The organism is Streptomyces lycii (assembly GCF_009735685.1).
Lineage (GTDB): Bacteria > Actinomycetota > Actinomycetes > Streptomycetales > Streptomycetaceae > Streptomyces > Streptomyces lycii.
On sequence record NZ_WHPN01000420.1, the window covers coordinates 21,105 to 34,716 of the forward strand.

A 13,612-nucleotide genomic window follows, 5' to 3' on the forward strand; every position below is an offset into this window, starting at 1 on the left:
AAACTGGCAGGATGGAGGGGTGCGCGGGGCGCGGGTGAAGGCCGGGTCCCGCCGGTGTGCCCGGCCCTTCGGCCGGGCTCGTGCTGTGGGGAGCGGGAGCGGCAGATGGCCAGGGGCAGCGACATCGCGCTGAGAGACGTACTCGACATCAAGGAGGACGTCCACGCCGGCGACTTCAAGGTCGAACTCTCCCACGGCTTCACCGGCTCCTCCGCCGGTTCGGTCGCGGAGTACGTCGTCACCCCACAGCTCGCGAAGGAATTCGACAAGGCGCTGCACCTGGTGCGCGGCGCCGTGCGGAAGAACACCTCCTACGCCGCCTACCTGCACGGCTCCTTCGGCGCCGGTAAGAGCCACTTCCTCACCGTGCTGCACGCCGTGCTCAACGGCGATCCCGGCAGCCGGGCCAAGCCGCGGCTGCGCGAGGTGCTCGCCGGGCACGACGACTGGCTGCCGGGCAAGAAGTTCCTCATGGTGCCCTACCACCTCGTCGGCGCCGCGAACCTCGACTCCGCGCTGCTCGGCGGATACGTCAAGACCGTGCGCGACCGGCACCCCGACGCCCCGACTCCGCTGGTGTTCAAGGCGGACTCCCTGCTCGCCGACGCCCGCAACCAGCGGGAGCTGCTCGGCGACGAGGCGTTCGCCCGGCTGCTGCCCGCCGCCGGAGCCGCCCCCGTGGACCCCGACGAGCTGGCGCCCATCGGTGTCGCCTCCGGCGCCGAGTGGACACCCGCCGAACTCGACGCTGCCTTCGCCGCCCCGGCCGGTGACGAGCGCCGCGACCGGCTGGTGTCGGCCTTGGTGAGCGGGCCCATGAAGGCGTACGCGGACAGTGCCCGCGGAGACGCCCACGCCTACGTGTCCCTGGACGACGGGCTCAGCGCCATCAGCCGGCACGCCCGTTCCCTCGGCTACGACGGCGTGGTGCTCTTCCTCGACGAGCTGATCCTGTGGCTGCAGGCCCGGATGCGGGACCGGACCTTCGTCAACGACGAGATCCAGAAGCTGGTCAAGCTGATCGAGTCCGGCAACGCCGACCGGCCCGTCCCGATCGTGTCCTTCATCTCCCGCCAGCGCGACCTCTCCCAGCTCGTCGGCTCCGACATCCTCGGCTCCGACGTCGAGAGCATGGAGCAGGCGCTGAAATACCTCAACGAGCGGTTCACCGTCGTCGACCTGGAAGACCGCAACCTGCCCGACATCATCAAGGAGCGGGTGCTGAAGCCCAAGCCCGGTCAGGAGAGCGCGCTGGAAGAGGCGTTCGCCAAGGTTGACAAGTCGGGCCAGCTGGTCAAGGACATCCTTCTCGACGACGGCGGCGCCACCCACGCAGACTGGGACGCCTTCCGCGCCGTCTACCCGCTCTCCCCGGCCCTGCTCAACGTGCTCGTCGCTCTCTCCGGCGCTCTCCAGCGCGAGCGCAGCGGCCTCAAGCTCGTCCAGCAGCTCCTGGAGCGGAACGCCGACGCCCGGCTCGGGCAGCTCGTCCCGCTCGGCGACCTGTGGGACGTGCTGGTCGACGGCACCGGAGCGGCCTTCACCGACAAGCTCAAGCACGAGGCCGAGGCCGCCCGGAAATTCCACGCCCGGGCCCGGGAAAAGCTGCTGGAGAAGTACGGCTCGGAGGACCACCCCGACTTCGCCGCCGACGACCGCTTCGTCAAGACCCTGCTGCTGGCCGCGCTGGCCCCCGAGGTCCCCGCGCTGCGCCGGCTCACCGGGGCGCGGCTCGCCGCCCTCAACCACGGATCGGTGCGCTCCCGGACCGTGCCCGTCGGACAGAAGGTCGTCGAACGGCTGAAGTACCTCCAGGGCGAGTTCCCCACCGAGCTGCGCGCCGAGGGCGAGACCGACCCGGTCTTCTCGCTGCACCTCTCCGACCTGGACGTCGAGCCGCTGCTGGACGCCGTGGCCGGAGAGGACAAGGCGGGTGTGCGCCGGGTGTGGCTGCGGGCCCGGCTCTGGGAGGAGTTCGGCGTCAGGGACGGCCAGGAACTCGTCGACGAGAAGGAAATCGTCTGGCGCGGCACCCGGCGCACCGTGGAGTTCGTCTTCGGCAAGGTACGCCCCGGCCGCGACCTGTCCGACGAGCAGTTCGCCCCCGCCACCCCCGGCAACATCCGCTTCGTCGTCGACTACCCCTTCGACGAGGACGGCTTCCCCAGCGACGGCTACCAGCGTGTCCAGGGACTGGAAAACAGCGGGCACACCTCCGCCACCCTCGTGTGGCTGCCCGACTTCTTCTCCGAACAGCGCAAGGCGCAACTCGGCCGGCTGATGCGGATCAATTTCCTGCTGGAGCGCAACCGGCTCGCCGACTACACCCGCAACTACGCGCCCGACGACCGCGCCAAGGCCCAACGGCAGCTGGAGATCGGCCGTGAGACCCTCACCCGGACCCTGACCGGCGCGCTCGGTGAGGTGTACGGCATCTCGGAGGCGAAGGAGGGCACCAAAGCCGTCGAGGTGACCGACGGCCGCCACGTGCTGTCCCTGCAGCCCGAGTTCCCCAGGCCGCAGCCCGAGGGCGGCAAAACCTTCGCCGACAACGTGCAGCATCTCGCCGACGGGCTGCTGTCCGCGCTCTACCCCAAACACCCCGACTTCGGACCAGACCGGGCCGGCCAGGCCAAGGCCGTCACCGCGGGCGAGCTCCGCACCGCCCTCGAATGGATCACCAGGGCCATGGACGAGGGCGGCCGGACCGAGGTCGACAGCCAGCAGCTGCGGACCGTGAAGCGCGTCGTGGAGCCGCTGGAACTCGGCACCGTCCACGACGGCCCGCTCGTCCTGCGCAACGACTGGCGCACCCGCATCAACCAGGCCGCCGCCAGACACCAGCAGCGCGAAGACCTCAGCGTCGAGGACATCCGCAACTGGATCACCAAGGACCTCGACTACGCGGGCCTCGACCGGCAGACCACCAATCTCCTCATCGCCGCCTACGCGCTGCTCGACGACCGGGCATGGGTCTACCACTCCGGCCGCGAGACCGCCGCGCCCGAACTCACCGCCATCGGCCCCGGCTGGTCCCTGCGCGCCCAGCCGCTGCCCGGCAAGGAGGAGTACGCCGCCGCCAGGCACCGCGCCGCGCTGCTCTTCGGCGTCACCGCCAAGGAAGCGCTGTTCGCGCGGAACGTCAACAAACTGGCCGAAGAAGTGCGGGCCAAGGCGGTGGAGTACGAGAACGGGGTCGCCGGCGTGCGGACCTCGCTGGAACGCCACGCCGCCGCTCTCGGCCTCGACGGCGACGAGCCGGCACCCCGCACAGCCATGCTCCGGGAGGCCGCCGCGCTCCTCGCCCGCCTCACCCGGCACCGCGACGACGCCACCGGCCTGGTCCGCGAGCTGGCCGCCGCTTCATACGAGACCCCCGACCGGGATCTGGCCACGGCCATGGGGTCGGCAGGCCGCGTCCTGAACGCCCTGGACGACGCCGACTGGCGGCTGCTCCGGAGCGTCCGCGACCTGAGCGGCCGCGACGACGGCGTGGGCGACCGGGCCCGCCGCCTGCTGGACCAGCTCGGCGAAACCGCCCGTGCCTCCGAGTTCGAACGGTCACTCGTGCCCGTCCTCGGGAGCATCCGGGAAACCGGAATGGCCATCGTGGACGCCGCCCTGAAGGTCGAGCGCACCGACCCGCCGCCGTCCCCGGCCCCCGGCCCGGGACAGGTCAGCTTCACCGACCACGGGAACCCACGGATTCCGTCCGAGCCCGGCAGCGGCACCCGGCCCGGGGCCGGCGCAGACGTCACACCCTCGGAGGGCGCCGTCCTCCGGGCAGCGCGGCGGGTCGTCGACGCGGACCCCACCCGGCTCGAGGCCGTCCTCGCCGTCGAACTCGCCACCCTGCAGCAGCAGATCGCGGACTTCCGCCACGCCCACCCGAACACGGCGGTGGAGATCAGCTGGCGCGCCCTCGACAACGGCAACGGCGACGGCGACGGCGAAGGCAGGCAGCCGGCGGGTGACGCGGAGGACCTGCGCTGATGCCCACCCGCCCGACCGCCGGCCGACGCGCCATCGAGGTGCTGCTGCAGGCCGAACTACCGCGCGGCGAAGGACGCCGGCTCGTCCTGGTGGACGCCGTCTACGACACCGGCGACCAGGAGGCCGAGCAGGAGTTCACGGTCCGCGTCGACGGCCGGAACCGCCGGGTCCGGGTCACCGACCAGGATTCCGTACTCGGCATCGTCGACGCCTGGCAGCGCCACAGCACCGAGGAGGACCCGGACGGTGACGACATCCTGGTCGTCACCGGCACGGTCCCCGGCGACCAGCTCGGCTGGGACCTGCGCGCCCACGCGGTCCGCAGGCGCCCGCTCGCCGTCGACCGGGCCGACATCGTCCGGCAGCTCTTCGCCGCCACCGACCTCGACACCCGCATGATCGGCGAAACCTGGCTCCTCGACGCGCTCCTCGACGCCGAACCGGTGAACGGCTGGCCTCGCGCCGGCACCCTCCTCACCCGCGACCGCGCCGTCCGGGCCCTGCTCGCGGCCCGGCTCCGGCTCGGCGACACCACCGCCGACACCCTCGACCTCGACGCCGACACCCTGTTCGCCTGGTCCCGCACCCCTTCGGGCCCCGCCCTGTTCGCCGCACTGCCCGCCACCGAGCGCGCCGGGCTCAGTGAATGGCTGACGCGGGCCATCGGCCCCGCCGCACCCGTCCTGCTGGCCCTGGCCGCCGAGAAGCGGGGCGCCGACGCCCTGCCCATGGGCGTACTCGCGTCCGCCGTGCTCTCCTCCGCCACCGCGGAAGCCGCCGGATTCGCCCTCGGCGCCCTCTTCGGTTCCGCCTTCGACTCCTACGACGCCCTGCGGCCCTTCGCGGACGCGGCGACCGGCGTCCTCACCCGCTGGATCGCCCAGGCGGAGAGCAGCGGCCCGCAGCACACCGAGATGCGCGACCGCGTCTTCGCCGTACTGGACCGCGCCGACCAGCTCGCCACCGAATCCCGGCTCACCGGCCAGATCGGCGCCGACCGGCTGCTTCCGTCCGGCTACCTCAGCCGGCTGCGGGCCCTTGCCGCCACCCTCGACGGCCCGGCCGCCCCCGCCGAGGCCGCGCTGCGCGAACTCACCGAACACCAGCTCGCCAACCTCAACGCCACGTCCACGGAGACCGCCCGCACCGCCGTACGTCTCGTGCGCTGGCTGAACACCCCGCTGCCCGACACCGAGTCGACCGCCCGGGCCGTCCACCGGCACCTGGCCTCCTCCTGCTGGGCCGATGTGGGCACCGCAGTCCTCGCCGAGGGTGACATCTCGCGGGACACCGCCGTCGGCCAGGCCTACCACCGGCTGATAGGAGCCGTCCGCGCACGCCGTGCCCGGCTCGACGAGACATTCGCCCGCAAGCTCGCCGTGTGGACCGAAACCGCCTCCCAGCAGGCCCCCGGCGGTGCGCTGCTCATCGAGGACGTCCTGGCGGAAGCCGCCGCGCCGCTCGCCCGCGACGGCGGGCGGCCCCTGGTCCTCGTCCTGGACGGCATGAGCGCGGACGTCGCCGTGCAGCTCGCCGGTGCGCTCGACCGGCGGGCATGGACGGAGGTCGTCCCCAAACCCCCGCCCGGCGCCGAAGTCACCCGGCAGGCCGCCGTTTCCATGCTGCCGTCCCTGACCACGGTCAGCCGGGCCTCCCTGCTCTGCGGCAAGCCCACCGAGGGCGGCCAGAGCGCTGAGCGCGCCGGGTTCACCGCGCTCTGGAAGAAGCGCCACCGCGAAGCCCGCCTCTTCCACAAGGGCGGATACGAGGGGCCGCCCGGCCACCGGCTGGCCCCCGAACTACTGGAGAGCCTCGCATCCGACGCCATCGTCGGCGTCGTCCTCAACACCATCGACGACGCGCTGGCCGACGGCCGCGAAGGAGCCCGCGGACGCTGGACGCCCGACGACATCGGCAAGCTGCCCGACCTGCTGAACGCCGCCCGCGACTACGGACGCCCGGTCGTCCTGGTCTCCGACCACGGCCACGTCCTCGACCGCACCCCCCGCGACAGCCGGCCCACCGAGACGAACCGATCCGAAGAGACAGACCGTGCGGAGGGCGCACGCTGGCGCACCGGACCCGCAGGAGACGGAGAGATCGAGCTGGCCGGGCCCCGGGTGCGCACCGCCGGAGGACGGATCACCGCCGCCTGGCGGGAAGACCTGCGCCACAGCGCACGGCAGGCCGGCTACCACGGCGGCGCCTCACTCGCCGAGGTCACCGTCCCCGTCATCACCCTGGTGCCGTCCGCGGGCCTGATCCCCGCCGGATGGACCCTGCTGCCTCCCGAACGCACCGCTCCCGACTGGTGGAACGGAGACGAGGCCACTCCACTCCCACCCCAGCCGCACGTCCCCGTGCCCGAGCCGCGGGAGACGGAGCCGGACCGACGAGCCCTGGAGACCACCCGGCCGCGGCCGGTGGCCGCGCCGCGCACCCCCACCACCGGCGAGCGGACCGTGCAGACGCCCCAGTACCGGGCCCAGCGGGAGTTCGTCCGGCTGGCACCCGGCGACAAGGCCGTCGCCGCCGTGCTCGACGCCCTGCTCGAAGCGGGCGGAAAGCTGTCGCCCGGCGCCGTCGCCGCCGCGGCCCAAGGCGCGACGGGCAAGTCGCAGCGCAACCCAGAGCGTTTCGTCACCGTCCTCGAACGCCTCCTCAACATCGACGGCTATCCGGTGCTCCAACTCGTCGAGTCCGGGCGTACCGTCCAGCTCGACAAGGCGCTACTCCACCAGCAGTTCCCTGGAGACCAGACATGAACGGCCCGGTCCCGGAGGTCAGCGCGGCCCGCCGGCGCGACGTCATCGACGCGCTGCGGCGCGGGACCGTGCCACAAGCCGGCCTCGGCCTGTTCGCCGTCGGCCTGGACCGCTTCGAAGCAGCCCTGGACGACGACCTGGCCACCGCCGTCCGCGGCGGCTCGGCCTTCCACGCGCTGCGCGGCGAGTACGGCTCCGGCAAGACCTTCTTCGCCCGCTGGCTCGCCGAGCGCGCCAAACGACGGGGCCTCGCCGTCAGCGAAGTGCAGATCTCCGAGACCGAGACACCGCTGCACCGGCTGGAGACCGTCTACCGCAGGCTCGTGGAACGCCTCACCACCGCCACCCACCGGCCCTCCGCCCTCCGCGCGGTCGTCGACTCCTGGTTCTACGCCCTGGAGGAAGAAATCCTCGACGGCGGCGAGGTCGCCGACGACGACGAAACGGCCCTGGCCGAGGCGGTGGACGCGCTGCTGGAACGCCGCCTCGCCGACGTCGCCCGCACCACCCCGGCGTTCTCCGCCGCGCTGCGCGGCTACCGGCAGGCCGTGGCCGCCGGTGACGGGTCCCGTGCCGAAGCACTCATCGCCTGGCTCGGCGGCCAGAAATCCGTGGCCGCCTCCGCCAAACGCGCCGCCGGAGTCCGGGGCGACCTCGACCACTTCGGAGCCCTCGGCTTCCTCCAAGGGCTGCTGACCGTCCTGCGGGACTGCGGGCACCCCGGACTGCTGCTCGTCCTCGACGAGGTGGAAACACTCCAGCGGGTGCGCGGAGACGTACGGGAGAAATCGCTCAACGCGCTGCGCCAGCTCCTCGACGAGATCGACGCCGGCCGCTTCCCCGGCCTCTTCCTCGTCATCACCGGGACCCCCGCGTTCTACGACGGACAGCAGGGCGTCCAGCGGCTCGCTCCGCTTGCTCAGCGCCTGGCCACCGACTTCACCACCGAGCCCCGCTTCGACTCCCCCCGCGCCGTGCAACTGCGGCTGCCCGGCTTCGACCTGGAGTCGCTCGGCGAACTGGGGCGCCGAGTACGCGACATCTACGCCGGGACCGCACGCCATCCCGAACGGCTCGCCGCCCGGGTCGACGACGCCTACCTCGGCGAACTGGCACGCGCGGTCACCGGCTCCCTGGGCGGCAGGGTCGGCATCGCTCCGCGTCTCTACCTGCGCAAGCTCGTCGCCGACGTACTGGACCGGGTCGACGAGTTCCCGGACTTCGACCCCCGCCTGCACTACGCCCTCACCCTGGGCGGGACCGAGCTCAACGAGATCGAACGCAGCGCGGCGGCCGGTGCCGGAGACATCGAACTGGAACTGCCGTGAACGGACCGGCCGACGCCTTCGACCTCCTCGACCCTGTCCTCGGCCACCACATCGTCAATGCCCTCGGCTGGCGCTCCCTGCGCCCCTTGCAGGAACAGGCGATTGAACCGCTGACCGGCGGCGAGGACGCCGTGCTGCTCGCGCCCACCGCCGGCGGAAAGACCGAAGCGGCTGCCTTCCCGCTGCTGACCCGCATGAACCGGCACGGCTGGAAAGGCACCAGCGTGCTGTACGTGTGTCCGCTCAAGGCCCTGCTCAACAACCTGCACCCCAGGCTCCGGACGTACGCGGACTGGCTCGGCCGCACCGCCGAACTCTGGCACGGCGACATCACCACGGCCCGGCGCCGGCGCATCCTCGCCGGGCGCCCCGACATCCTCCTCACCACGCCCGAATCACTGGAGTCCATGCTCGTCAGTGCGCACGTCGACCACCGGGCCTTCTTCTCGGGGCTGCACGCCGTCGTGGTCGATGAGGTGCACGCCTTCGCGGGGGACGACCGGGGCTGGCACCTGCTGGCCGTACTGGAACGCCTCAGTCGCGTCACCGGCCGCCCGCTCCAGCGGATCGGGCTGTCGGCCACCATCGGGAACCCCGACGCCCTGCTGTCCTGGCTCCAGGGCTCCGGACACGGCCGCCGTCCAGCCCGGGTCGTCGCGCCCCACCGAACGGAGAACACCGGGACCGGCCGCGGTCAGGAGCTGGCGACTCCGCCCTCCCGGCCTCCGGGGCACATCGAACTCGACTACGTGGGGTCCGTCGCGAACGCCGCGACCGTCATCGCCGCCCTGCACCGGGGCGAGAAGCGTCTGGTGTTCTGCGAAAGCCGGCGGACAGTCGAGGAACTGGGCGAACAACTGCGCCTCAAGGGCGTCACGGTGTTCCTGTCCCACGCCTCGCTGTCCGTGGACGAGCGGCGACGGGCCGAAGCAGCCTTCGCCGAAGCCCGCGACTGCGTCATCGTCTCCACCAGCACCCTTGAACTCGGCATCGACGTGGGCGACCTGGACCGCGTCATCCAACTCGACGCCCCGTCCACCGTCGCCGCGTTCCTGCAACGCCTCGGCCGCACCGGCCGCCGGCCGGGGACCACCCGCAACTGCCTCTTCCTCGCGCTCGACGGCGAGGAACTGCTGTCCGCAGCCGCACTGCTGCTGCAGTGGTCCCGCGGCTGGGTCGAGCCCGTCATCGCACCTCCCGACCCCCGGCACCTGGTCGCTCAGCAGGTCCTGGCCCTGTGCCTGCAGGAACACCGGGTCGGGGAGAACCTGTGGCAGGAATGGTGGGGCGGCATCGGCCCCTTCGGACCGGGCGCGGCACCCGTCGTGCGGCACTTGGTGGACGAAGGCTACCTGGACCGGGACGGCGGGCTGCTGTTCATCGGACCGGAGGCAGAGCGCCGCTACGGGCACCGTCACTTCATGAGCCTGACGGCGATGTTCACCGCCCCGCCCGAGTTCACCGTGTACAACGGTCGTTCCGAGATCGGCCGCACGGACCCGGACCTGCTCACTGAAGAGATCCAGGGCCCGCGCAAGCTGCTGCTCGCGGGCCGCAGCTGGCTGGTGACGTACATCGACTGGCACCGCAAGCGTTGCTTCGTGGAGCCTGCGGACGAGGGAGGCCGAGCCCGGTGGAGCGGCTTCGGCGCCGAGCGTGTCCGCTCCTACGCCCTCGCCCGCGCGGCCCGCGATGTGCTCCTCGGCGAGGATCCGCCGGTGAGCCTGACCAAGCGGGCTGCGGCGAAGCTCACCGAGACCCGCGACAGGTACCTGCACGCCGTCCACCCGGGCGGGACCGTGGTCACCAGGTTCTCCGACGGAGACATCCGCTGGTGGACCTGGGCGGGGCACCGTGCCAACGCCACCCTTGCCGCATCACTCTCGTCCGTGGTGACTCCGTACCGGCGCGCCGACGGCAGGTGGATCCGGCTCCGCGACGGCCTCACCAAGGAACGCTGGCGAGAGGCCCTCGCCGACGCCGGGACGGGACTGTGCCTCCCCGAGGTCGACGACCGGGCGGTGAAGGGGCTCAAATTCGGCGATGCCCTGCCGCCCAGGCTGGCGCAGGCCACTCTTGCCGCGCGCGCCTCGGACGAGGAGGGCGCGAGCAGAGTCCTCGCGGACCCGGTGCGCTTCGTCACGCTCACTGATCAGTGACACGGGGTTGGCTGGGTGAACCCGTGTCGAGCTTCGCTGCGAGTCCCATATATCTAACCCCCTTATGGACGAGAACTCCCTCTGCGATGCCTCTAAGGGGCGTCGACAGGTCGCTATGGCGCACGTGGAGCGGAAAGTGTCACTTCAGTGGCTCTGGATGGGCGCCGAAACGGCGCCGACGTGAGCAACCAACTAGGTTGCGCATCATAAATGCGCAGTGGATTGTTCACTGCGGCCGTCTCTATCGTCGTCACCGACAAGCGGCAGCCCGGCGGGCGAACAGGGAGCTGGAACATGGCCACTGGCGGCATCCATGAAGACGGTCTGATCATGCGGTCACGCATCGGAGTGCTCGCCGGGGTCGCGAGACCGACGGTCACCTCCTGGGCGCGCTGCCCGGAGTTCCCCAGCCCGGTGCGGGCGGGAGAAGTGGAACTCTTCCATCAGGCGGAGGTCCTGGCATGGCTGGACAACCGCATCATTCCTCGAAGGTCACTGCAGACGTCGGAGCGGGACGGTACGACGTACGGTGACCGTGCCCGACGAGTCATCAGCAGGCAGCAGGCGTCCGCCGACCCGATTCCGACGGTGCCGTCGCCACCCACGCGCTCCGACAGCGCCGACCGACAGCGCGTCCGCGAGCTCATGGGCGACATGGCGGACCGCATCCGAGGAGCCGCCTCCGAGGTCGACTACATGAACCTGCTGCTCTGCCTGCACTTCCTCCGGGTCGCGGGAGGTCCGCAGTGGGACGCCGTCACGCGCGTCGTCGACGCAGGACACGGCTTGCACGGAACCGGCGTGTTGCTGGACGCAATCGGCAGGGCTACGGACGAGCGGCTGAGACGTCTCGGAACGGTCTCCGGCATGCGGGATGCGCTGCTGCGTCTGGAGCCGCGCACGTACGGCGATCTCAGGAGCGTGGTGCGGCAGGTGGGACAGCTGGGGAGGGGGGCCTTCCGGTACATCCTCGACGAGTACGAGACACGTGCCAGGCTGCGCAGCGCAGAGTTCTTCACCCCTCGCGCGGTGGCGCGCATCATGGCGGAGGCCGCGAGTGACGGCAGCGGGAGGCCGCCCGAGACGATCCATGACCCGTACGCCCGTGGCGGCGAGCTTCTTGCCGGAGCAGTTGCCGCCTGCGCGGCAAGGGGCGGTACCCCGGCCGGGCTGTATGTGCACGGATTCAGCCACGGGCGCGACACCGTGCAGCTGGCGAGCATGAACCTGGCCCTGCACGGAGTGCGCCCGAGGGTGCGGCTGACCAGTGGCGCCCCCTGGGCGCCCAAGGCTGACGCCGGCGCTGTCGCGCACTGCGACCTGGTGCTGACCAACCCGCCCTTCAACATGAGTGACTCCGCGGGAGAGGCACGGACACACGGCACCTGGCCGTACGGTCCTCCGCCGGTCGGCAACGACAACTTCGCCTACCTGCAGCATGCCGTCGGGCTGCTCGGCGAGGGAGGTTCTGCCGCCGTGGTGATGCCCAACAAGGCAGGAAACTCCGCCAACCGTGCCGAGGTGGAGATCCGCCGTAACCTGCTGGAGCGCGGCGTGGTGAAGTGCGTGATCGCACTGCCGGACCGGCTGTTCTCCAGCACCCCGGTGCCGGTGTCGGTATGGATCCTCGTGCACCCCGCGCAGCCGTGTGACGAGGTCCTGTTTCTTGACGCGCGCAAGCTGGGCGCCCGGCGCAGGGGCAAGCGTGTACTGGGGGAAGAGGACGTCCAAGCCGTGCTCACGGCATACCGTTTCGCTGTTCCGTGCGTGGGCGCCCACACAGGGCGGGAATGGGACGGAGGCGTGGTATCGGCACTCCTGCCCCGTAACGACCTGCGGACGATGGACTGCTCGCTGAGTCCCACGGACCGCGTCGAAGCCGCGAGGACCCCTCAGGAGGATGCTGACTCGGCGCTCGCGCGCACCGTCCACGAGGCGGACGTCCGCCTACGGGAAACGCACACCACAGACGCCGCCGACACCCTCAGAAATCTCGACTTCCAGCCACCGCATCCCACCAGGCCCGTGGCGCTGTCCGAGCTCTGCGACATCAAGGCCGGCCCTTCCTACAGCGCGCTGCGAGCGGAGCAGCGCACGCCGTACGGAGATGTGCCGCTGGTGTTCCCCAAGGACCTGAGCGAGGGGCGGATCGCAGGCCCCGGTGAACGGCGCGTAACAGCAGAGCTCGCGAGCAGGCTGCGGTCGTTCCGACTGGAGCCGGGGGACATCGTGTGCGTCCGCTCAGGGGCCGTCGGGCCGCCCGCCCTGGTGCGGGAACGAGAGGCCGGCTGGCTGATGAGCACCAACGTGCTCCGGCTGCGGTTGCGCGACGGAGCCCCTGCGGACCCCGAGTACCTGCTGGCCTGCCTCAGCCGCCCCGAGGCCGTCGGCTGGGTACGCGACCGGGCGGCCTCCACCGGGGCACCGTCGATCAGCGCCAAGGCACTGGGGTACCAACAGGTCGCGCTCCCGCCGTACGACGAGCAACGCCGCCTCGCTCGGATGCTGGCAGCGCTCGAGGAGCAGGCCCTTGCCCATTCCCGAGCCGCAGCCGCACTGCTGGATCTCCGAGCGGCTCTGACCGAACGCATGGTCAGCGGATGCTGACGCCCGTGGCGGTTTCCTCGCCCCCGTGCTGCCACCACTTCGCTCACCAGATCCCCGGAAGGAAGCAGCTGTGACTACTCCGCCCACGCCCGACCAGGTCCCGGGGCGCACTGTTCCTGTATGGCTGCCATGGCTGCTGGCGATGGTCTTCTTCTCGCTCGCCGTGGCCTTGGCCGTCGGCATCCTGACGTCACTCAGCGGAGCAGGTGGGCCCGAGGCCGTTCTGGCCGGCGGTGCTGCGTTCGGCGGGGCGATGGGCCTCTGCCTGGCCGGCGTCGTTGCAGTGAGGGAATTGCGGCAGTTCGAATAGCGCAGGGCCGGGCACAGCCGATGCTCGCACCGGCCACTGGTACTGCTGGGGCCGGTAAGCGCTGTCCTGCGGAGTTGCCCACGTCACTCAGGGGCTGAACTGCACGCTGCGGGCCGGCGAGGCCGTCCTCGCCTGCTACGGGGCCGCCGGCCGCGACCCGGTCGTGCACGGGCCGGACGCCGACCGGTTCGACGCCGGCCGGGACAACAAGACGCACCTCTCCTTCGGCCACGGTGTGCGCCACTGCCTCGGCGCCCCACTGGCCAGGCTCGAGGCGGCGGTGGCACTCCCCGCAGTGTTCGAGCGCCACCCTGGCCTGACCCTGGCGGCCGACCCCGGTGACCTGCGGCCGCTGGAGTCCTTCGTCTCGAACGGGTACCGGGCCGTCCCGGTCCGGCTCACGTCCTGATCCGTCCCACGGCGGTGCCGGTCGTGGAAGCGGTCCCGCCG

Annotated in this window: 7 protein-coding genes; all 7 read left to right on the top strand. The window is 71.6% G+C overall.

What is annotated here, in order from left to right:
• Positions 1 to 105 precede the first annotated feature (105 nt).
• The 7 genes from GCU69_RS30080 to GCU69_RS30110 all read left to right on the top strand — a co-directional run bounded on the left by GCU69_RS30080 (position 106) and on the right by GCU69_RS30110 (position 13,571).
• A complete protein-coding gene (locus GCU69_RS30080) occupies positions 106 to 3,993 on the top strand; it encodes a hypothetical protein (RefSeq protein ID WP_156207776.1) in 3,888 nt (1,295 codons plus the stop codon).
• Positions 3,993 to 6,758: a BREX-2 system phosphatase PglZ gene (pglZ, locus tag GCU69_RS30085; protein WP_098752343.1), complete on the top strand. Its 2,766-nt coding sequence runs from the start codon at positions 3,993 to 3,995 to the stop codon at positions 6,756 to 6,758. The genes GCU69_RS30080 and pglZ overlap by 1 nt, the downstream gene beginning before the upstream one ends.
• Positions 6,755 to 8,086, top strand: a complete 1,332-nt coding sequence (gene brxD, locus GCU69_RS30090) for a BREX system ATP-binding protein BrxD (RefSeq protein WP_098752342.1) — start codon at positions 6,755 to 6,757, stop codon at positions 8,084 to 8,086. Before pglZ ends, brxD begins: the two co-directional genes overlap by 4 nt.
• Positions 8,083 to 10,245, top strand: a complete 2,163-nt coding sequence (locus GCU69_RS30095) for a DEAD/DEAH box helicase (protein WP_156207777.1) — start codon at positions 8,083 to 8,085, stop codon at positions 10,243 to 10,245. Before brxD ends, GCU69_RS30095 begins: the two co-directional genes overlap by 4 nt.
• A gap of 294 nt (positions 10,246 to 10,539) precedes the next feature.
• Positions 10,540 to 12,852 (top strand): N-6 DNA methylase, encoded by a 2,313-nt coding sequence (locus tag GCU69_RS30100; protein ID WP_170315973.1) that lies wholly within the window; start codon positions 10,540 to 10,542, stop codon positions 12,850 to 12,852.
• A gap of 70 nt (positions 12,853 to 12,922) precedes the next feature.
• Positions 12,923 to 13,162, top strand: coding sequence for a hypothetical protein (locus GCU69_RS30105; RefSeq protein ID WP_098752339.1), 240 nt, complete (start codon positions 12,923 to 12,925; stop codon positions 13,160 to 13,162).
• Positions 13,163 to 13,268: 106 nt separating this feature from the next.
• Positions 13,269 to 13,571, top strand: coding sequence for a cytochrome P450 (locus GCU69_RS30110; protein WP_328630026.1), 303 nt, complete (start codon positions 13,269 to 13,271; stop codon positions 13,569 to 13,571).
• The last annotated feature ends 41 nt before the right edge of the window (positions 13,572 to 13,612 follow it).

Coding starts and splice junctions, on each gene's coding strand:
- GCU69_RS30080 (WP_156207776.1), top strand. CDS start 106: ATGGCCAGGGGCAGCGACATCGCGCTGAGAGACGTACTCGACATCAAG.
- pglZ (WP_098752343.1), top strand. CDS start 3,993: ATGCCCACCCGCCCGACCGCCGGCCGACGCGCCATCGAGGTGCTGCTG.
- brxD (WP_098752342.1), top strand. CDS start 6,755: ATGAACGGCCCGGTCCCGGAGGTCAGCGCGGCCCGCCGGCGCGACGTC.
- GCU69_RS30100 (WP_170315973.1), top strand. CDS start 10,540: ATGGCCACTGGCGGCATCCATGAAGACGGTCTGATCATGCGGTCACGC.